The sequence below is a fragment of the Sphingomonas sp. HT-1 genome, assembly GCF_048568905.1.
In the GTDB taxonomy this organism is placed as follows: domain Bacteria; phylum Pseudomonadota; class Alphaproteobacteria; order Sphingomonadales; family Sphingomonadaceae; genus Sphingomonas.
Genome location: NZ_CP183770.1, coordinates 807805 through 828751, shown reverse-complemented (window position 1 = coordinate 828751; position 20947 = coordinate 807805). Strand labels below are relative to the sequence as shown.

Sequence of the window (20947 nt, the reverse complement as noted above, 5' to 3'; positions counted from 1 at the left end):
TGCTGTCGCGGCGACCCGGCGACATCCCGTCAGTAGTGGAAGCGGAAGTCGATACCTACGCGGCGGGGCGTGAGCACAGATCGCGCATAATAGCGCTCTACCACGCCGGTTCGCGTCTGGTTGAACGAACTCAGATCGTTGCTGACCGCAGTATAGGCATATTTGTTGAAGATATTGTCGGCAAAGATGCCGATATCGAAGCTGGGCGCACGATAGGTAATCGATGCGCGATGCGTCATATAATCGGGAATTTTCTCGCCAAAGCCACGCAAGCCGACCCGGGAGTAAATGTCGCCGGTATAGGTGGCGGTCCAGTTGGCTTCGATCCGCGCATCGTCGCTCACCGGCTTGGTATAGGTCAGTTGCGCGCTTCCCGAATGCCGCGTCGATCCGGGCAGACGATCGCCCGCCAGTGCGTCGTAACGGACGCCCTGGCTGACCACCAGATCGGGGAAATCCTCGGTTAGATGGGCGTCGGTGTAGGAATAGGTCGCCTGCAGAACCAGATCCGGCACGATCTTGAACGATCCGGAGAATTCGACGCCCTGCGATACTGCGGCACCGGCGTTGGTGGTGATGCCTACCGCGCCATTGACCGTCTGGCTGGGCACCTGCACCTGGCTCCACTTCACCCGGAACGCATCGAGCGTGAACTGCAGTCGCTTGTCGAACACCGAAGCACGCAGACCGATTTCCATATTGTCTGTCTTGTCCGGCCCATAGACCAGCTCGTTCGGCAGAGCGCAGACATTCTGGCCGGGCGGAAGCGGCACGACGCAAGGCGCCACTCGGTTCACGCCGCCGATCCGATAGCCGGTGCTGTAGGTGGCGTAGGCGAGCAGATCCGGGCTGAACCGATACGAGCTATTGGCCTTCCAAACGAACCCGTCGTCGCCGGTATTGCCCGATCGCACCCGGCTGGGTGCAAACTGGATCAGCGGATAGGGCGTGCGCGTCAGGCCGCCGCCGAACAGCGGCGTATCGGTGCCGCCCGTTGCGAAGGCGTCGTAGCGGAAGTAGCGCAGGCCGCCGGTGACCTGCCATGCGGGCGTGATGTGCAGCGTCGCTTCGCCATAAACCGCCTTTTCGACGGTGCGGGTGTTGACGAAGGAGATGTATTCCAGATCGTCGGGCCGGTTCACACCGGCGAAGGCCGCGAAGCCGGGGGTGTATTCCTGGCGATCGGCGGCATATTTCAGCCGGTTGTAGAAGCCGCCGATCACCCAGTTGACCGGGCCGCCGTGCGACGAGACGAGCCGGACTTCCTGGTTGAACTGCTCGTATTTGCGATGGTTGTTCGCGAAGGACGAGAAGGTCGGAAAGGCTTCATAGCCATAATCGAGATCGAGCAGCAGATCGGTGTTGTCGTCGACGTTGACGATTTTCTGCTCCGTATAGGCAGTAGTACTGACAAGCTGCGCTACGTTGAACAGGTTGATGTTCAGTTCGGCCGAGAACAGATCCGCGTTGCGGTTAAACGGCTCAAGATAGCGCCACGGCCCCTCATACCTCCCTGTGCCCAACACACCGGCCCCATTCGCCTGCCGACCGCCGCTCTCAGTTTCCTGATGCGCATAGGTAAGATAGGCTTTGATGTTGGGATTATATTCCAGGAGCAGCGTGTTGCGTGTAGTGAAGGTCTGCTCAAAGTTGACGTCGTCCTGCCGCTTGAAGTTGTTGGCATAGTCCTGTTTGGTACCGAGCGAAGCTTGGGCAGCCGTGGTGCCGCGCACCGGCTGCGGGTTGGAGACGCCGGGCCGCTGCAGGATGTAGTTGTAATCGATGAAGCCGGGATTGTCGTAATAGCCGACCACCGATCGAAGGGCGATGTGATCGCTGACGATCGGAACATTGACCGTCACGTCCCCGATGCGGCCAAAATCGCTGCTGTACGACTGGACATAGCCGCGACCATGCAGGTCTACCGAAAAGCGGGTGCTGTCCGGGCGATTGGGGATGTAGCGCACTGCACCCGCCAGCGTACCGAGACCATAGAGCGTACCCTGCGGCCCTAGCAACGTTTCGACGCGGGCGATATCAATCAGCTTGAAGTCGAGATAGAGCGGCACTTCGCCGAGATAGACGCCGACGGCATCGTTGCCGTTTGCGCCGGAGGCGCTGGTGTCGCCGGATTCTATACCGCGCAGGATGATGTTACCGGTGCTCGCCGGTCCAGTATCGACGATGGTGAGGCCCGGCGTAAAAGCGGCTAGGCCGCGCACGTCATCAATGCGCAGACGGCTGATCGTTTCCTCTGAAACGGCACTGATGTTGATCGGAGCATCCTGCAACGTCACGCTGCGGCGGCTGCCGGTGACGACGATCTCGTTCGCGCTGCCCCCCGCCTGCTCGTCCTGGATCGCGGTTGCCGCCGCTGGGTCGGTCTGCGCCGCCGCGCCGCCGGCGCCGATGCTGGCGAGAACAGTTGCTCCCAATAGTGCCGCGCGTGAAATGGATCGTGCCACCCTAGCCCCCTTTTCTTGTCATATCCCTGGCCGCCTTGTCGGGCGTCTCTGGAATCGCAGACTTTGGGTAAACCGGGCGAACCGCCATGGGGCGTTTGACGTACCGCATTGCAGCATACCCAAAAGGGGACAAACAGTAAACGCCGCACTCCTCGGCAGGAGAACGGCGCGATTTTCAATTGTACTAGAGCGGATTTTGACCGCACTGAATCGGTGAGGGATTCCCAAGGAACGCGATTTCTGATTCAGAATGCATGCCGGTGAAGGAGTCCGGCATGGATGGGTCATGCTTTGTCGATGGATTTGCGGGTTCGTCTTCTGGCTGTGATTGACGGCGGGCTGAGCTGTCGGGCTGCAGCCGCCCGGTTTGGGGTTGCGCCGTCGACCGCGATCCGCTGGCACGCCCAGCGGCGGGAAACGGGCAATGTTGCCGCCAAGCCGCAAGGCGGAGACATGCGTTCGCGTCGGGTTGAGGAACGGGCAGCTGACATTCTCGCGCTGTGGGAGGCCCGCAAGGACATCTCGCTGGAAGAGCTTCGCCGAGCCTTAGCCAAGAAGGGTCTGGCAGTCTCCGTCGCAGGGCTGCATCGCTTTTTCGCGCGTCGAGGCATGACGCGCAAAAAAAGACTGGCCATGCTGTCGAGCAAGACCGGCCCGACATCCTGAAACAGCGCCGCGACTGGTTCGACGGCCAGGTCGATCTGGAACCGGAACACCTGGTCTTCATCGACGAGACCTGGACCGCCACCAACATGACCCGCAGCCATGGCCGCTGCGCCAGGGGTGAGCGGCTGCGGATGGGATATCCGCATGGCCATCGCAAAACCACCACGCTGGTTGCCGGCCTGCGCATGACCGGCATGGTCGCGCCGATGGTGCTCGACGGCCCGATCAACGGCGACTGGTTCGAAGCCTATGTGGCGCAGGTCCTTGTGCCCACACTGCGCCCCGGCGACATCGTCATCATGGACAATCTGTCGAGCCACAAGCGACCGGCGGTCCAGCATCGGATCGAGGCGGCAGGCGCAACGCTGCGCTTCCTCCCGCCCTACAGCCCTGACTTCAACCCGATCGAAAAGGCCTTTGCACGCCTCAAGGCCATGCTGCGAAAAGCCGGCGAGCGCACTGTCAGCGGCCTGTGGAACCGCATCGGCGCGCTCGTCGACATCTTCCAGCCCAGCGAATGCGCCAACTACTTCAGTTCCTGCGGATATGATCCAGATTGATCGGAAAACGCTCTAAGGGCTATCGCGTCTTTGCTGCCGGCGCGGGGCCTAGACTCCACCAAGACAGCGTGTGCACGTCATGCGCGCTGGTCCAGAGACCATTTCCGGCAAACCGCAGCGCCCCGCTTCCGCTCGCAGTGCCAAGCCGACCGAGGATCGCGAGAGACTGCGGATCGATCTTCACGAAAGTCTGGTCTGCGGTGGTGCGGAGCCAGACCGCTCCATTTCCGGTGTCGATATCACCGTAGAGCAAGTCGGCGCCTACCTTCACGCGGCCAGAGACCGCGCCGCTGGCCGGATCGATCCGCGCCAGCGTACCGTCGCCCTGTTCTTGCACCCATACCGCGCCTTCCCCGGCGGCGAGAAAGCCCGGCTGCTTTCCCAGCCCCGTGCGGCGGACGACCTGGTTGGTGGCAGGATCGACCTGTTGCACCGTCTGGGCATCGCTGCTGACCGCCCAGACCGAACCGAAGCCAAAAGTGAGGAAGAAGGTGCCCGGATCGACGGCGATGGAGGCGACTACCCGGTTACTCGCGGGGTCGACGCGCGCCAGTTTGCCACCCGCGTCGCTCGCTACCCAGATCGATCCTGCTCCAGCGACCACGTTCAACTCGCCCTTAGGGTTGGCGATTCCAGTGGGAATCGCCGCCAAGAGCTTAGCGGTCTTCAGGTCAATCCGGTTAAGCGTGGCGTCCTTGCAATCGGCGACCCACAGCGAGCCGGCGGTGATCGTCATGGCGCCGCATGGATGTGCCAACACCACTTCGGCGAGCTTGCCACTGCGCGACCAGCGCTCCACTCGCCCCCTGTTGGTGGCCCAAACGCTATCCCCGTCCACTGCCAGGAAATCGGCGAAACCGGGAACCGACAGCACCTGTTCCTCGCGCGGCAGCGGATCGGTGGCCTCAGCGGCGGCGCTGCTGGCCAGCAGCGCTGCAAACATCAGCATCCAGGCCATCGCGCTCAGCCTGCCACGACATCGGTGGAGATTGCTGGGCTGCGCTTCAGTCGCGCAAAGATCGGCTGGAACGGGAATAGCCACTGCTCGCGAATCGAGAGCCGACGGCGATCGTCCTGTCCTACCACCGATGCCTCGCCCTCCTTGTATGTGCCGAAGATGCGATCGAGTAGGATTAGCGCGTTGCCGTAGTTGCAGCGTGTATCTTCATAGGGAACCGAATGGTGAAGGCTATGGTGGCGAATCGTCGTGAAAACAAAGCTGTACCAGATCGGCGGATTGGCCCTCACATTGGCGTGTGCGAAGGTGGAAACCACGCCAAGCACGTTCAGCGCGCAGAAAACGGCGGTCAGCGGCAGGTCGAAAAGGGCAACGACGCTGAGGCTGATCAGGAACAGCTCGACCGGATTGCCGACATAGCCCTTGGCAGCATTGAGCTGGGTGATGTGGTGATGCGGCGCATGGGTGAGCCAAAAGGGCGTCACGTTGTGCATCAGCCGGTGCATCCAATACTGCCCGAACTCGATGAGGAAGACCACGAGCGCCACCTGCAGCAGGAACGGCATCTGCATCGCCCAGGGAGTGCGAATCCCCAGCGCCTGCTTGAGCGCCAGCAACGGCGCTTCCGCCAGCGCCTGCGATGCCCAGGAGATCGCCGTCGCGCCCAAGACAACGTAAAAAAGATCGGTCCAGAATTCGCGCCAGTTCATCCGCCATCCCGGGTGCCGTTCGAACAGGAACTCCAGGCCCTGCACAAACAGCGTTATCGCCGCGGAGGTGATAACGATGGTCCAAGGGTTGGCGAGGATCGCCGCCGGGGCGAACGCCCAGAAGCATAGCACCGCCGCCACGGATATCGGCGGAATCAGGTTTACGAGACCATTCTTCATCTGCTGTTCGCCCCGGTCGCGGGGAAGGCAGTGACGCTACCGACGTGCCTTCCCTTTCCTGCGACGGAGAATAGAGCACGCGCCCGTGTCCGCGCAGGTGTCCGAATGACGTAGCCGCGAGAAACGGCGCGGCCGCACGCGTCCCCTGCGGACGCACGCGGCCGGAACTGCTCTACAAAGGGTCGGATCAGCGCAGCGCGGCGACCTGCACGCCGCGGGCCTTGCCGGCCTGGGCGACACGCATCTCGATCTGGCTGCGGACCTGCTCGGCCACATCGGCGCGGCAGGCACGAGCGCGGGCTTCGAGTTCGGGGTGGATCGTGGCGAGGCTTTCGCCGCAGACGATGCGAGCAGCCTGATCGACGCGGATTGCCAGACGCTGCTGGCCTTCCGCCGTCGCGAGATCGAGGCCGGCGAGCGTGAGCACAGCCGAAGGCTTGCCAAAGCCGGTGTCGGTTGTGCCGGCGAAAGCGGCGGTGCTGATCGAAAGCGCGGCGGCGGCCGCGATGAGCATCTTCATCGAAATCTCCTGCAACCAAAGGCCGCCTCTACCGAGCGGTCGAGGCGCATCTAGCCGCAGGCGCGACAAATCGCAAGATGAAAAGCTACAGAACGCCTTAAGGACTTCCCCCATGCAAGGATGAGGCAAGTGTTGCAATGCAGCAGTGCTTTATTACGACTCTAGTCCTTCTTCATACTCCGTCTTTCTATTGGACAGTATTACGCATCAACGCGCACGTACCACCAGCGACGCCAATGCTACATCATGGCCCAGCAAACCTATCGGCAGCCGCACCGTCGCCTGCCACTCGACCCGCCCCGATGCGTCGACCGCCGCTACCGCGAGCGTACGCGCGAAAGGCGATGCCCAGTTGCGCACCGTTGCCAAGGGCAGCCGTACCTTCCAGCCGCGCCGGCCGCTTGCCGGTACAAGGTGATCGTTGATCGTGATGCGGGCGGCCGCCGACCTACGCTCACCGCGGATCAGCAGACAATCACCGGCGTCGCAGCGGACGAGCTTGGCGGTGGGAAGCGCATCGGCCTGCGCGCCGGGCGCGGCGAGCAGCGCGGCGAGCAGTGCAAGGCTGGAAGCATATCCCATGCCCAGGATGCTGACCGGCGTCGCCGGTCAGCACCATGAGGCGTTTGACGTACGCGACCGTCAGTCGATAGCGATGCCGTGCGCGGTAAAATAGGCGGCGACGGGTGCCAGCGCCGCCGCGTGCCGCCGCCATCGCGCCACCGAGTCGCCGTAGATCGGGCGGCGCACCTGCGCGGCGCTGGGGGTGGAAACCGCCCCGCCCTGCGTATGGAAATCGAGGCAAGCATCGCTCCAGTCGAGCCGGCAGTGGTCCAGCAGCCGCCGTGTCTGCCCGGCCTGATCGGCAACGAGATCCTCGTAGCGCAGTTCCAGGATACGGCCGGGCAGTTCCGCCCGCCAAAGCGCCATCAATCGTTCGAAGCCTGCGACATAGGCGGCGATTTCCAGGAGATCATAACTATAGTCGTAATAGCGCGAGCCGATCGCGAACAGGTTGCGGAAATTGGCCAGCACCGTGTCCATGGGGTTGCGACGCAGGCAGACGATCGCCGCACTCGGCAGCGCCCGCGCCGCGATGCCGGCATAATGGAAGTTGCCGGGAAACTTGTCGACGAAGCGTCGCTCCGGCGCGCGCCGATGATGTTCCGCCCGTGCCAGATAGTCGCGGCCGATCGCGCCGAGATCGGTGCTGGCGGCCGCGTGCAGCGTTTCAGGATCGAGCACCGTGCGGCTGCGCGTACCTGCGGCAGCCTTTACCGCCAGCGGCAGCGCTTGAAGCTCGCCGACGCTTTCCACCGCCGGATGCGCGGCAAGGATGCGATCGACCAGCGTGGTGCCGGTGCGCGGCATGCCGATGATCAGGATGGGCGCCTCTTCGGGACAGCCCGTCGCGGGAGCGGCGGCAAAGGCGGGCCAACTTGCCGCCACGGCCTCGACGATCGCCGCATCGCGCGCGGGATCATAGCCGAGCGTAGCGCGATGCTCGGTATTGACGGCGAGCAAGCAGGCCAGCGCTTCGTCCGCCCGGCCGATATCCTCCAGTTCCTTCGCAAGCGCATAGCCGGTCAACAGCCGGTCGCTCCCCTGCGCGCGGCCGTGGGCGCCCTGCAGTCGCACGACATGGTTACGATCCTCCCGCTGCTTGCGCAGTCCCGCGAGGAGGTGGTGCGCGCGGGCATGATCGGGACTGCGCGCGAGCAGCATCTCCAGCGCCCCTTCGGCATCGTCGGTGCGGCCGAGGAAGCTCAGCGTCGCGGCCTGGTTGTAGAGAAACTGGTCGTTCTCCGGCGCTAGCGCTACCGCCACCGCAAAGTGCGGCAGCGCGGCTTCATGGTCGCCCAGCCGGGCATAGACGCAACCGATCGTATCTCGCGACAGCGCATCCGCGGGCGGGTTCGCCTCCGTCGCCGCCAGCTGCACCGCCGCATCGCCGTCGCGGCGCACCAGCGTATAGAGCCGGGCGAGCTGCGCCCGATATTCGCTGCGCGGATCCTGCCCCACCGCCGCTTCGATTCGCCGGATGGCCTCGCCGATCCGTCCCTGCTCCGCCGCGATCACGCCGAGCACGAACCCCGCTTCGGCTGCGCTTTCCGATGCGCTCAGGCACGCGGTGGCGATACGCGCCGCCCGGTCGAAATCCCCTTGCTCGAGCGCCGCCCGCGCCCCTGCCGCACCGCTCATCCCGCCAGCGTCGCCACCGCGATCGCCGTCGCCGAAGCGCGATTTTCGACGCCCATCTTCTGGAAGATCTGCTCGAGATGCTTGTTCACGGTGCGCGGGCTGATTTCGAGGATCTCGCTGATCTCGCGGTTCTGCTTGCCGCGACTGATCCATACCAGCACTTCCGCTTCACGCGACGTGAGTCCGTGGCGTTCGGCGAGGATGCGTTCGGCATCGCCCTCGCGCTTCTCGATCAGGCGGAACAGCCATTCGCTGGCGCTGGTCTGACGCAGAAAGCTGCACTGAAGCGCGCTATCGCCCAGTTGCAGCGTGGCCTGCGCCCCCGCTGGCACCGCCGGATCCTGCAACCGCCGCACGATCGCCGCCAGTTCGTCCGGCAGATGCAGATCGCGCGGCGACCAGGCGGGAAACAGCCGCTCGATCGTGTCGGCGGCGAGCGGGGTCAGCCAGCTGGTGCGCCCCACCTCGTCCACGGCAAAGGACGGCCGGCCGGCGGTATCGAGCGCGAGCTGGCTGCTTTGCGCGATTCGCGCATTGGCGAGATGGACCGAGACGCGCGCTAGCAGCTCATCGACGACGATCGGCTTATGGACATAATCGACCGCGCCGGCATCAAGCCCGCGCACGACATGCTCGCTTTCGGTGAGCCCGGTCATGAAGATCACCGGCACGTGGCGGAAGCGGCCGTCGCCCTTGATGCGGCGGGTGGTGCTGAACCCGTCCAGCCCCGGCATCACCGCGTCCATCAGGATCAGGTCCGGCGTGCCATGTTCGAGCAGGTCGAGCGCGGCGAGCCCGTCCACCGCGATCAGCACCGTCATCCCCGCCTGCTCCAGTGTCGCCGTGAGAAAGCGGAGCGATTCGGGCGTGTCGTCCACCACCAGGATCGTGGCGCCGGGATCGCTAGCCGACATCGTCGAGTGTCCTTGCCAGCCCGCGCAGATCGAACGCCTGCAATTGCGGCCGCAGCCGCGCGACAAGATCGGCGCTTTCGGGAACGTTCCTCTCCAGCGTCACCAGCGTGGTTTCGATTCCGCGGACATGCCCGAGCTTCATAAAGCGGCGCAGCTCTTCGAGATAGGGGGCGGCCGAGGGCGGCAGCGCCCGCGCCGCCTGGCGCGGCGCCGCCACGGTTTCCGCTTCCTCGACAATCCAGTCGAGGCTCAGCTGGCGGGCGATCATGTCGAGCAGCGCGTCGAGATCCACCGGCTTGGTAAGAAAGGCATCGTGCGCGCGACGGCCGTCACGGCCGGCATGGAATTCATGCGCGTTGGCGGAGACCATCACGATCCGCAACGCCGGCCCGAAGCGCGCGCGGAGCTGTTCGGCCACGTCCCAGCCGCTGGTGCCCGGCATTTGGATGTCGAGCAGCACCAGATCGGGCGAACAGTGATCGGCAAGCGCGAGGCCTGCCGCGCCTCCGCCCGCTTCGAATACCGAAAAGCCGAGCGGGCGCAGGAGGTGGTTCACCACCGTCGTTTGCGCGGGGCTGTCGTCGATCACCAAGATCGTCTTGCGAGGCCCCTGATAGCCGGTGACGCGCCGATAGGCGGCTGCACCCGACGGCGCGGCGATCGGCTCAGGGAGCAGCAGCCGCAGCAGGAAGCTGCTGCCCTTGCCCAGTTCGCTGGTCACCGTCACTTCGCCGCCCAGGATGCGGGCCAGCACCCGGGTGATCGCCAGGCCAAGCCCGATACCGGGCTGCATCGCCGCATCGGTGTCCCTGCCCCGCTCGAACGGCTCGAAGATGCGTTCCAGATCCTCGGCCGGAATGCCCGTGCCGGTATCGCGCACCTCGATCGCAGCGCTCTGGCTGCGATAGCGGACGGTGAGCGTGGCGCCGCCCTGATCGGTATATTTGATCGCATTGGACAGCAGGTTGATCAGGATTTGCCGCAGCCTTTTCTCGTCGGTGCGGACATAGGCGGGAAGCCGACCCTCCACCACATAATCGAGCGACAGCCCCTTGGCGGCAGCCTGGACGCGGAACATCTCGACCACCTGGTCGAGCAGGGCGGGCAGCCGCACCAGTTCCTGCCGCACCTGCAACACCCCGCTTTCAACGCGGGAAATATCGAGCAGCCCTTCAACGAGGTTGGTGAGATGCTCTGCCGAGCGGCGGATCACCCCGCCCGCTTCGACGGCAGGAATCGTATCGCCGCGCTCCAATAGCTGGGCGTATCCATAAATGGCGTTGAGCGGCGAGCGAATTTCGTGGCTCACCGCGACCAGGTAGCGCGTCTTGGCGGCATTTGCGGCCTCCGCAGCATCCTTGGCCCGCTGCAGCGCGGCTTCAGTCTCGCGATGCGCCGCAATCTCGTTGTGAAGCCGCTCGGTCTGGAGCAGGCTTGCCTGCTCGGCGGCGCGGTGCCCGTCGCGCGCCTTCAGGAACAATCGGACGAAGGTAGCGGCAACGGCAAGCGCCAGCCCGAGGCCAACTGCCCAGAAGATGCGCGCCGTCGCCATTGGTCGTCAGCCCCTCCCCCCCGCCACACACTTGTCCGAACGGCCCGAGAGGGGCCATCCCATGCCTGAATGGCGCATTGCAGCATCACGATTTCGGGTGACACATGCCATGGAGCATGTCTATAAGTCGTATTACTGGATTGAGCAAACGTAATATCGGGCGCAACCATCCGGCGGCTGAAATTCGCGCTTTTCAGCGCGACGAACATGGGGGTCGAACATGGCGAGCTGGGTGTCAAAGGCGCGGGTAGCGGTAGCGGCGATGGCGATGCTGGCAACGGCCTCATGCGGCGGCGGTGGCGATGCACAAAAGCCGCGCACCGACTTCAACATCGGCTGGTCGATCTATGCGGGCTGGATGCCCTGGCCCTATGCCGAACAGGCCGGAATCGTGAAGAAATGGGCCGACAAGTACGGCGTGAAGATCCACTTCGTGCAGGTCAATGACTACGTCGAATCGGTGAACCAGTTCAACGCCGGCAAGCTGGACGGCGTCACCGTCACCAACATGGACGCGCTCACCATCCCGGCCGCGGGCGGCAAGGATACCAGCGCGATCATCCTCGGCGACTATTCGAACGGCAATGACGGCATCGTCCTCAAGAACGCCAAGAGCCTGGCGGACATCAAGGGCCGCACCGTCTATCTCGTCGAGTTGTCGGTCTCGCATTATCTGCTCGCGCGCGGCCTCTCCACGGTAGGCTTGCAGCTGTCCGACGTGAAGACGGTCAACACCTCGGACGCGGATATCGTCGGCGCCTTCGCCAACCCGGCCGCAACCGCCGTGGTCACCTGGAACCCGCAGCTTACCGAAGTCGCCAAGCTGCCGGGTGCTACGAAGGTATTCGATTCGAGCCAGGTGCCCGCCGAGATCCTCGACCTGCTCGCGGTCGACACTGCGACGCTCAAGGCCAATCCGAACCTCGGCAAGGCACTGGCCGGCATCTGGTACGAGACGATCCAGCTGATGCAGAAGAAGGACGCCGCTGGCGCCGCCGCCCGCGCGGCGATGGCCAAGCTCGCCGGCGCGACGCCGGAGGCGTTCGACGCACAGCTTGCCACCACGCATCTTTACGGTACGCCGCAGGATGCCCTTGCCGCCGTGAAGTCTCCGGCGATCGGCGCCACCATGGTGAAGGTGCGCGACTTCAGCTTCTCCAAGGGGCTTTTCGGCCAGGGCGCCAAGTCCGCCGACGCGATCGGCATTTCGGTGCCGGGCAAGACGATCGGCGACGCCAACAACGTCAAGCTGCGCTTCGACCCGACCTATATGGAGCTGGCTGCGGCCGGCAAGCTCTGAGGCCGGTCCGAATATGCGCTGGGTGAACATCCGACCTCGCCGCCGCACCGGCTGGCTGCTGGGGAGCCTGCCGCTACTGCTGGTGGCGATCGTCTACCTCTTCGCCTCGGCAGCGCGGCACGCCGAGAATCCCTCGGACAAGCTGCTGCCGACACCCGGCGCGATGGTCGAGGCGATGCACGGCCTGCTCGCCCAGGCCGACCCCTTGAGCGGCCGGCTGATCTTCTGGGCGGACACGGTGGCGAGCCTGGAGCGGCTGGGCCTCGCGCTCGGCATCTGTGCGCTCTCGGCGCTACTGGTCGGCATGGTGCTGGGCGTGCTCCCCGCCGCCCGCGCCACCTTCGGCGCGTTCGTCACCACGATCGCGGTGATCCCGCCGATCGCGCTGCTGCCGGTGCTGTTCATCGTCTTCGGGCTGGGCGACACCGCCAAGGTCGCGCTGATCGTCATCGGCGTCACCCCCTTCCTGATCCGCGACCTCGCCGATCACATCACCGCGATTCCCCAGGAACAGCTGATCAAGGCGCAGACGCTCGGCGCGAGCAGCTGGCAGCTCGCGCTCCGCGTCGCGCTGCCGCAGGCGCTGCCCCGGCTGATCGCGGGCATCCGCCTCTCGCTCGGGCCGGCCTGGGTATACCTGATCTCGGCCGAGGCGATCGCGTCGGACGTCGGGCTCGGCTACCGGATCTTCCTCGTGCGGCGCTATCTGGCGATGGATATCATCATCCCGTATGTCGCCTGGATCTCGATCCTCGCCATCCTGATGGACGTGGCGCTGGCCCAGCTGAGCAAGCGCGCCTTCGCCTGGGCACACGGAGCCGCCCGATGAGCGCGCTCCTCTCCTTCCAGAATGTCTGGCTCGAATATGGCGACAAGATCGTGCTGGAGCGGGTCGATCTCGACATCGCCGAGCGCAGCTTCGTCTCGATCGTCGGGCCTTCGGGGGCAGGCAAGAGCAGCTTTCTCCGCCTTGCGCTCGGCCAGGAACGCCCCACGCGGGGCAAGATCCTGCTCGACGGTACGCCGCTCCCCGGCGAATGCGGCCCCGATCGCGGCGTGGTGTTCCAGCGCTATTCGGTGTTCCCGCATCTGACCGCACTCAGGAACGTGATGTTCGAGCGCGAATGCGTCGGCGCGCCCTTTACCGCCCGGCTGTTCGGCGCCGCCCGCCGCCGGGCCCGCGACGAGGCCGCCGCGATGCTCGCCGAAGTGGGCCTGGGCGATGCGCTCGACCTCTATCCCGCCCAGCTTTCCGGGGGCATGCAGCAGCGGCTCGCCATCGCCCAGGCGCTGATCGCCCGGCCACGCGTGCTGCTGCTCGACGAGCCGTTCGGCGCGCTCGATCCCGGCATCCGCCAGGACATGCACCGGCTGATCCTCAAGCTCTGGGAAGAGCATGCACTCACCGTGCTGATGGTCACCCACGACATTTCCGAGGCGTTCAACCTCGGCACCCGCGTGCTCACCTTCGACAAGCGCCGCGTCGATCCGCACGCGCCGCACCGCTACGGCGCGACCGCCGTCTACGACCTCCACCTCACCCGCAAGCGGCGCGAGGCGATCGTCGAGGCGCAGCAGGAAGTATTACGATTGACAGAATCAGTAATAACCGGGAAAGAGGAATCACTGTGAAGGAACCCACCTCTTCCTCGACCCTCGCGCGGCTCAGCATGAGCCTGCCCGCCGATCTTTTCCGCCAGCTCGATGAAATGGTGGAGGATCGCGGCCTCCCCTCGCGCTCGCAGCTGATCGCCGAGCTGATCCGCGACGAGCTGGCCGAGCAGAGCGCCGCCTCGCGCCCCGAGGAGATGCTCGCCGGCACGATCACGCTGGTCTACCGCGCCGATCTCGGCCGGGTGCGCCACCAGCTGGCGCAGACCCAGGCCGAGTATCTGAAGGAGGTCATCTCCTCGCAGCACGTATTCCTGGAGGACGACCAGTCGCTCGAGGTGCTGCTGGTCCAGGGGCCGGCCCGCCGGCTGCGCGACCTGTGCGACGCGCTGCGCAAGGTGCGCGGCGTGCAGCAACTGCGCCTCTTCACCACCACCGCGCTGCTGCCCCCGCTCCACGAGCAGGACGAGGCGGCAGCCCCTAAAGGGAGCAAGGCGGCATGAGCATTCTCGCCGACCCCAATGCCGCGCGCGACCATGCGCGGGCGATGGCCGGCACCGTCGTCGAGGCGATGCCGATCCTGCCGCCCAAGGCGGACGACCTGCCCGCGGGCGTGCGCGCCGAGGATCTGGTCTGGGAAGAGACGATCGCCGCGGGCGGCTATGCCAGCCGCGTGCTGGCGCGCGGCACCCGACTACGGCTGATCGACCTGCACGGCGACGCCTGCGCCTCGCTCCAGCTGTTCAACGCCGCGATGCCCACCGAGCGCTTGAACGTCGCCGATACGGTGAAGGTGCAGTGGAACGCCTATCTCGGCACCGGCAGCCTGTTCCTCTCCGACATGGGCCGCGTGCTCGCCAGCATCGAGCAGGACGACGCCGGCACCCACGACGCGTTCTGCGGCGCGTCCAACGCCGCGTCGAACACCCGCCGCTACGGCGACGGCAGCAATTCGGGGCCGTATCCGAACGCCCGCGACAGGCTGCTGCTCGGTGCCGCCAAGCACGGCCTCACCCGCCGCGACGTCCACCCCTGCGTGAACCTGTTCAAGGGCGTCCGCATCGCCGCCGACGGCACCACCGAGCCGCAGCTCGGGCCGTTCGTCCCCGGCCGCGCGCTGGTGCTCCGCGCCGAGATGGACCTGATCGTCGCGCTGGCCAATTGCCCGCACGTCCTCGATCCACGGCCCTGGACCGTCACGCCCCTGCGCGCCACCGCCTGGCGCGGGCCGGTGACGGCGCAGGAAGATCCGATCCGCAACGCGACGCCCGAACGGCAGCGCGCCTTCCTCAACACCGAAGACTGGGTCCGCCGCTGATGGAACAGGATATGGCACTTGCCGGCCTCACCGGCCGGGTGGTCCATGACGAGATCGTCCCCGCCCGCGCGCCCTGGCTGCACCGCGTGAAAGCGGGCGAAACGCTCCGCGTCGTCGATCTCGAAGGCAATCAGGCGGTCGATTTCCTCCTCTACGCCACGCACGACGATGCCGAGCGCTACAGCGCGCAGGACACGATCGCGGCGCAGGCCAATATCTTCCTGCGCACCGGCAGCGTGCTGCGCTCGAACGAGGGCCGGCCGATGATGACGATCACCGCGACGGCGGTCGAATACCACGACACGATCGGCGGCGCCTGCTCCTGCGAGTCCAACACGCTGCGCTACGGTCATTTCACCAAGGCGCAGCACGCCTGTGTCGACAATTTCCTCGAAGCCAATCTCCGCGACGGCCGGGGCAAGCGCGACATCGTGTCGAACGTCAATTTCTTCATGAACGTGCCGGTCGAGGCCGATGGCGCGCTGGGCATCGTCGACGGCATCTCGGCGCCCGGCCTTACCGTGGACCTTCGCGCAGAAATGGATGTGACCGTGGTCGTTTCGAATTGCCCGCAGATCAACAATCCCTGCAACGGCTTCAATCCCACCCCCGTCCGCATGATCGTCACCGCATGAGCGGCGTGCGCACGGTCCTGATCGCCAATCGCGGGGCGATCGCCTGCCGGATCATCCGCACGCTGAAAACAATGGGCATCCGCTCGGTCGCGGTGTTCTCCGACGCCGACGAGGCCTCGCGCCACGTCGCGCTTGCGGACATCGCGGTGCGGATCGGCCCGGGCCCGGCGGCGGAAAGCTATCTCGACGTCGCCCGCATCCTCGCAGCCGCCAAGGAAACCGGCGCCGACGCGATCCACCCCGGCTATGGCTTCCTCTCCGAGAACGCCGCTTTCGCCGAGGCCTGCGAAGCCGCCGGCATCGCCTTCATCGGCCCGACCCCAGACAGCATCCGCGCCTTCGGCCTCAAGCACAGCGCCCGCGCGCTCGCGGAGGCGGAGAACGTCCCCCTCGCTCCCGGCACCGGGCTGCTCGACAGCGTCGAGGCCGCGCTCGAAGCGGCGGAGCGCATCGGCTATCCGGTGATGCTCAAGGCGACCGCCGGCGGCGGCGGCATCGGCATGCGCGTCTGCGCGGACGAACAGGCGGTGCGCGACGGCTATGCCGCGGTGGCCCGCCTGGGTGCCGGCAATTTCGGCGATGCCGGGCTGTTCCTCGAACGCTTCGTGCCGCGCGCGCGGCATGTCGAAGTGCAGATCTTCGGCGACGGGCAGGGCCGCGTCGTGGCGCTCGGCGAGCGCGACTGCTCGCTTCAGCGCCGCAACCAGAAGGTGGTGGAAGAGGCCCCCGCCCCGCACCTCCCCGAACGCGTCCGCGCGGCGCTGATCGAGGCGGCGGTGCGCCTTGGCCGGGCGGCCAATTATCGCTCCGCCGGCACGGTCGAGTTCCTCTACGATCCGGCGCGCGAGGACTGGTTCTTCCTCGAAGTGAACACGCGCCTCCAGGTCGAGCACGGCGTCACCGAGGAAGTGACCGGCGTCGACCTGGTCGAATGGATGGTCCGCGGCGCAGGCGGCGACTACAGCTTCCTCGACACCCCCGTCCCCGCCCCCAGGGGCTGGTCGATCCAGGCGCGGCTCTATGCCGAGGATCCGGCGGTCGACTTCCGCCCCGCCTCGGGCACGCTCACCGACGTGGCGTTCCCCGAAGGCGCCCGCGTCGAAAGCTGGGTGGAATCGGGCAGCGCCGTCTCCTCCTTCTACGACCCGATGCTCGCCAAGCTGATCGTCCACGGCGAGGACCGCGAGTCCGCCGTCGCGGCGATGCAGGCGGCGCTCGACCACACCCGCTTCGCCGGCATCGAGACCAATGTCCGCTGGCTGCGCGACGTGGCCCGCAGCGAAGACTTCGTCACCGGCGACGTCTCGACGCGCTCGCTGGAAACGGTGGTCCATCGCCCGCAGAGCATCGTCGTCCGCTCGGCCGGCACCGCGACCAGCGTGCAGGATTATCCCGGCCGCGTCGGCCTGTGGGACATCGGCGTGCCGCCCTCGGGCCCGATGGACGCCCGTGCCTTCCGGCTCGGCAACATGCTGCTCGGCAACGACAGCACCGCGCCCGGGCTGGAGATGACCGCCACCGGCCCGACGCTCCAGTTCAACACCGCGACTCGCATCGTCCTCACCGGCGCCGACTTCGCCGCGACGCTCGATGGTGCCCCGGTACCGCGCAACAAGCCTGTCGCGATCGCCGAGGGCCAGACGCTCGCGCTCGGCCGCGTCACCGGCGGCGGCATGCGCGGCTATATCCTGTTCGCCGGCGGGCTCGACGTGCCGAGCTATCTCGGCAGCGCCAGCACCTTCGATCTCGGCGAGTTCGGCGGCCATGGCGGGCGCGTGCTCCGCGTCGGCGACACGCTGCACCTGACCGATCATGCCCCGGCCGTCATCCCCGGCCCGCGCGTGGTGGAGCAGGAGCAGCTCGGCCCTGACTGGACGATCCGCGTCCTCTACGGCCCCCACGGCGCCCCCGATTTCTTTGCGCCGGAGGATGTCGACACGATCCTCTCGGCCGAATGGCGCGTCCACTACAACAGCAACCGCACCGGCGTGCGGCTGGTCGGCCCCAAGCCGCACTGGGCCCGCAAGGATGGCGGCGAGGCAGGGCTCCACCCGTCGAACATCCACGATAACCCCTATGCGATCGGCGCGCTGGATTTCACCGGCGACATGCCAATCATCCTCGGCCCCGACGGACCCTCGCTCGGCGGCTTCGTCTGCCCGTTCGTGGTGATCGCGGCGGATCTGTGGAAGGTCGGCCAGCTCGCACCCGGCGACCGCATCCAGTTCGAGCAGGTCAGCCTCGACGAGGCCGATGCCGCCGCAGCAGTCGAAGAGGCGTGGATCGAAGGCCGCGCCGCCACCGCGACGCACCCCGCCAAGGGCGGCGGACGCGATGCGATCCTGGTCGACCTGCCGGCCAAGGGCCGCCGCCCGCGCGTGCTGTTCCGCCGCCAGGGCGATCGCAACCTGCTGATCGAATATGGCCCGATCACGCTCGACCTCGAGCTGCGCCTGCGCGTCCATGCCGCGACCACCGCGCTTGCCGAACTCGCGCTGCCGGGCATCCTCGACATCGTGCCGGGCATCCGCTCCTTCCAGGTGCATATCGACGGCATCCGCTTGAAGGAAGCGGCGCTGATCGAGCGGCTGACGCAAATCGAGGACGCGCTCGGCGATCTCGAGGATTTCGTCATCCCCTCGCGCATCGTCCATCTGCCGCTCAGCTGGAACGACCCCGCGATCCACGAGACGATCCAGCGCTATATGCGCGTGGTCCGCGACGATGCGCCCTGGTGCCCGGACAATATCGAGTTCATCCGGCGCGCCAACGGGCTGGAAAGCGCCGAGGAGGTCCACCGGATCATCTTCGACGCCAGCTACCTCGTCTATGGCCTGGGCGACGTGTATCTGGGCGCGCCGGTCGCCACGCCGATCGATCCGCGCCACCGGCTCGTCACCACCAAGTACAACCCGGCCCGCACCTGGACACCGCCCAACGTGGTGGGCATCGGCGGCGCGTATATGTGCATCTATGGCATGGAGGGTCCGGGCGGCTACCAGCTGTTCGGGCGCACCATCCAGGTGTGGAACACCTATCGCCAGACCGGCGCCTTCGCCGAGGGCAAGCCGTGGCTGCTGCGCTTCTTCGACCAGATCCGCTTCTTTCCCGTCAGCCATGAAGAGCTGACCGAGTGGCGGCGCGACTTCCCGCTCGGGCGCCGCGAGATCAAGATCGAGGAAACCGAGTTCCGGCTTTCCGACTATCGCGCGTTCCTGGCCGAGAATGCCCGCTCGATCGCCGCATTCGAGAAGCAGCGCAACGCCGCCTTCGCCGCCGAGCGCGCCGACTGGGAACGCAAGGGCGAGTTCGATCGCGTCGCCAGCTTGACCGAAAGTGCCGACGACAGCGCCGACGCGGCGGTGACGGTGCCGGAAGGCGCCGAACTGGTCGAAGCGCCGTTCGGCGGCAGCGTGTGGAAACTGCTCAAGGAGGTCGGCGACCCGATCGACGCAGGCGAGACCATCGCCGTGCTCGAAGCGATGAAGATGGAGTTTCCGGTCACCAGCCCGGCAGCGGGTACGGTGGCAGCACTCTATGTCGCCGAGCGGCAGACCGTCACCCCGGGCTCGCCGGTGCTGGCGCTGGTGCGGGCATGACGGCGCTCGACCGGCTCTCGGTCGCGGCCATCGCCGCCGAGGTGCAGGCGGGCGAGCGCAGTGCGCTCGCGGTGATCGAGGACGTGCTGGCGCGGCTCGACGCCTATGACGCCATCCAGCCTGCCGTGTGGATTGCGCGGTTCGAGCCCGAGGCGCTGCGTGCCGTCGCCACTGCGGTGGATGCCCGGATAGCCGCGGGAGAAACGCTGCCGCTGGCGGGCGTACCCTTCGCGGTGAAGGACAATATCGATCTCGCGGGCCTCGCCACCACCGCTGCCTGCCCGGCCTTCGCCTACCAGCCCGAACACTCGGCCACCGTGGTTGCGAAGCTGGTAGCCGCCGGGGCGATCCCGGTGGGCAAGGCCAATCTCGACCAGTTCGCCACCGGGCTCAACGGCACGCGCAGCCCCTATGGCATTCCGCGCAACGCCTATAACCGCGCCTGGGTAAGCGGCGGCTCCAGCTCGGGCTCGGCGGTGGCGGTCGCCGCGGGGCTGGTCGCCTTCGCGCTCGGCACCGACACCGCGGGCTCGGGCCGCGTACCCGCCGCGTTCAACCATCTCGTCGGCCTCAAGCCCAGCAAGGGCCGCTGGAGCAGCACCGGCCTCGTCCCCGCCTGCCGCACGCTCGATTGCATCACCGTGTTCGCGGGCAGCACCGAAGACGCCGCGCTGGTGGACACCATTGCCGCCGGCTTCGACGCGACGGACGCGCTCTCCCGCGCGCTGCCCGATCTGCCCCGCGCGCATCGCCGCATCGGCGTGCCGCGCGCCGAGCAATGCCGCTGGTTCGGCGACATCGAGTCCGAATATCTCTATCGCACGGCGCTGGCCGGCCTCGATGCCGAACTGGTCGAGATCGACCTCGCCCCGCTCGATGAAGCCGCCCGCCTGCTCTACGATGGCCCCTGGGTCGCCGAGCGCACCGCCGCGCTGCAGGGCCTGCTGCTGGACAACCCCGACGCGATCCACCCGGTGGTGCGCGAGATTGTCGAGGGCGGCTTCGGCTACAGCGCGATCGATGCGTTCAACGGCGCCTATCGCCTCGCCGAACTCGCCCGCATCGCCGAGGCGATGTGGGAGAAGGTCGACCTGATCGCCCTCCCCACCGCGCCGACCAGCTACCGCGTGGCGGAGATGCTCGAAGCACCCATCGCGCTCAATGCGAGCCTCGGCGCCTATACCAATTTCGTGAACCTGCTCGACATGGCGGCGATCGCGGTTCCCGCCGGCAGCTATGCCAGCGGTGTCGGCTTCGGCGTGACGCTGATGGGCCCGGCAGGCACCGATCGCGCGCTGATCGACGCGGCCAACGCATTTTTCCCCGCGCCGGCATCCCCGCCGCCGCTGGACCTGGAGGGACGGATGGAAACGGTGAAGCTCGCGGTCGTAGGCGCCCATCTCGAAGGCATGCCGCTCCACTGGCAGCTGACCTCGCGCGACGCGAAGTTCGTCGAGGCGACTACCACCGCGCCGACCTACAAGCTCTATGCCATGGCGGAAAGCGTGCCGCCCAAGCCGGCGCTGGTTTACAGCGAAGACGGCGGTGCGGCGATCGCGCTGGAAGTCTACGAGCTCGACATGGCCGCGTTCGGCAGCTTCGTCGCCGAAGTGCCGCCGCCGCTCGCGATCGGCACGGTGACGCTGGCCGATGGCAGCATGGTCAAGGGCTTCGTCGCCGAACCGCGCGCGATGACCGGCGCCGAGGACATCACCGCGCTGGGCGGCTGGCGGGCGTATATCGCGCGGGGCTGAGCC

The 20947-nt window shown here is 66.6% G+C and carries 17 protein-coding genes; 9 read left to right on the top strand and 8 right to left on the bottom strand.

Annotated elements, in window-relative coordinates; all coding sequences use genetic code 11:
• Positions 1 to 29 precede the first annotated feature (29 nt).
• Positions 30 to 2465, bottom strand: coding sequence for a TonB-dependent receptor (locus ACNFJ7_RS03925; protein WP_026009217.1), 2436 nt, complete (start codon positions 2463 to 2465; stop codon positions 30 to 32).
• Between the two features lie 279 nt (positions 2466 to 2744).
• On the opposite strand from ACNFJ7_RS03925, the gene ACNFJ7_RS03920 reads away from it, so the two are divergent.
• A protein-coding gene (locus ACNFJ7_RS03920; RefSeq protein ID WP_152997892.1) for an IS630 family transposase occupies positions 2745 to 3691 on the top strand; the annotation gives its coding sequence in 2 pieces (ribosomal slippage) (positions 2745 to 3081 and positions 3081 to 3691; 948 coding nt in all).
• Positions 3692 to 3710: 19 nt separating this feature from the next.
• Here the strand turns inward: ACNFJ7_RS03920 and ACNFJ7_RS03915 are convergent.
• The 7 genes from ACNFJ7_RS03915 to ACNFJ7_RS03885 form a co-directional block, all read right to left on the bottom strand.
• Positions 3711 to 4649 carry a hypothetical protein gene (locus ACNFJ7_RS03915; protein ID WP_019367872.1) on the bottom strand — a complete coding sequence of 313 codons (939 nt, stop codon included), beginning with the start codon at positions 4647 to 4649 and terminating at the stop codon, positions 3711 to 3713.
• Between the two features lie 5 nt (positions 4650 to 4654).
• Positions 4655 to 5539 (bottom strand): sterol desaturase family protein, encoded by an 885-nt coding sequence (locus ACNFJ7_RS03910; RefSeq protein WP_019367873.1) that lies wholly within the window; start codon positions 5537 to 5539, stop codon positions 4655 to 4657.
• A gap of 187 nt (positions 5540 to 5726) precedes the next feature.
• Positions 5727 to 6059 (bottom strand): UrcA family protein, encoded by a 333-nt coding sequence (locus ACNFJ7_RS03905; protein ID WP_050990114.1) that lies wholly within the window; start codon positions 6057 to 6059, stop codon positions 5727 to 5729.
• A gap of 207 nt (positions 6060 to 6266) precedes the next feature.
• On the bottom strand, positions 6267 to 6641 hold the full coding sequence (locus ACNFJ7_RS03900; protein WP_019367875.1) for a hypothetical protein: 375 nt from the start codon (positions 6639 to 6641) through the stop codon (positions 6267 to 6269).
• A 60-nt stretch (positions 6642 to 6701) separates the two neighbouring features.
• Entirely contained in the window at positions 6702 to 8261 is a 1560-nt protein-coding gene (locus ACNFJ7_RS03895) for a tetratricopeptide repeat-containing sulfotransferase family protein (protein WP_019367876.1), read from the bottom strand.
• Entirely contained in the window at positions 8258 to 9175 is a 918-nt protein-coding gene (locus tag ACNFJ7_RS03890; RefSeq protein ID WP_019367877.1) for a DNA-binding response regulator, read from the bottom strand. Before ACNFJ7_RS03890 ends, ACNFJ7_RS03895 begins: the two co-directional genes overlap by 4 nt.
• Complete coding sequence (locus ACNFJ7_RS03885; RefSeq protein ID WP_019367878.1) at positions 9165 to 10727, bottom strand: hybrid sensor histidine kinase/response regulator; 1563 nt, start codon at positions 10725 to 10727, stop codon at positions 9165 to 9167. The genes ACNFJ7_RS03890 and ACNFJ7_RS03885 overlap by 11 nt, the downstream gene beginning before the upstream one ends.
• A gap of 220 nt (positions 10728 to 10947) precedes the next feature.
• On the opposite strand from ACNFJ7_RS03885, the gene ACNFJ7_RS03880 reads away from it, so the two are divergent.
• Genes ACNFJ7_RS03880 through atzF form a run of 8 tightly spaced genes read left to right on the top strand, consistent with a single transcriptional unit; the run spans position 10948 to position 20944 of the window.
• The gene (locus ACNFJ7_RS03880) at positions 10948 to 12027 is read left to right on the top strand and encodes a putative urea ABC transporter substrate-binding protein (protein WP_019367879.1); all 1080 of its coding nucleotides are present in this window, start codon (positions 10948 to 10950) and stop codon (positions 12025 to 12027) included.
• 13 nt (positions 12028 to 12040) lie between these two features.
• The gene (locus ACNFJ7_RS03875) at positions 12041 to 12856 is read left to right on the top strand and encodes an ABC transporter permease (protein ID WP_019367880.1); all 816 of its coding nucleotides are present in this window, start codon (positions 12041 to 12043) and stop codon (positions 12854 to 12856) included.
• Positions 12853 to 13659: an ATP-binding cassette domain-containing protein gene (locus ACNFJ7_RS03870; protein ID WP_019367881.1), complete on the top strand. Its 807-nt coding sequence runs from the start codon at positions 12853 to 12855 to the stop codon at positions 13657 to 13659. The genes ACNFJ7_RS03875 and ACNFJ7_RS03870 overlap by 4 nt, the downstream gene beginning before the upstream one ends.
• 38 nt (positions 13660 to 13697) lie before the next feature.
• Entirely contained in the window at positions 13698 to 14141 is a 444-nt protein-coding gene (locus tag ACNFJ7_RS03865) for a CopG family ribbon-helix-helix protein (RefSeq protein WP_173644879.1), read from the top strand.
• The gene (locus tag ACNFJ7_RS03860; RefSeq protein ID WP_019367882.1) at positions 14138 to 14956 is read left to right on the top strand and encodes an urea amidolyase associated protein UAAP1; all 819 of its coding nucleotides are present in this window, start codon (positions 14138 to 14140) and stop codon (positions 14954 to 14956) included. Before ACNFJ7_RS03865 ends, ACNFJ7_RS03860 begins: the two co-directional genes overlap by 4 nt.
• Positions 14956 to 15591 (top strand): urea amidolyase associated protein UAAP2, encoded by a 636-nt coding sequence (locus tag ACNFJ7_RS03855; protein WP_019367883.1) that lies wholly within the window; start codon positions 14956 to 14958, stop codon positions 15589 to 15591. The genes ACNFJ7_RS03860 and ACNFJ7_RS03855 overlap by 1 nt, the downstream gene beginning before the upstream one ends.
• Positions 15588 to 19190, top strand: a complete 3603-nt coding sequence (gene uca, locus ACNFJ7_RS03850; RefSeq protein WP_019367884.1) for an urea carboxylase — start codon at positions 15588 to 15590, stop codon at positions 19188 to 19190. The genes ACNFJ7_RS03855 and uca overlap by 4 nt, the downstream gene beginning before the upstream one ends.
• Positions 19187 to 20944: an allophanate hydrolase gene (atzF, locus tag ACNFJ7_RS03845; protein WP_019367885.1), complete on the top strand. Its 1758-nt coding sequence runs from the start codon at positions 19187 to 19189 to the stop codon at positions 20942 to 20944. Before uca ends, atzF begins: the two co-directional genes overlap by 4 nt.
• Positions 20945 to 20947: the final 3 nt, after the last annotated feature.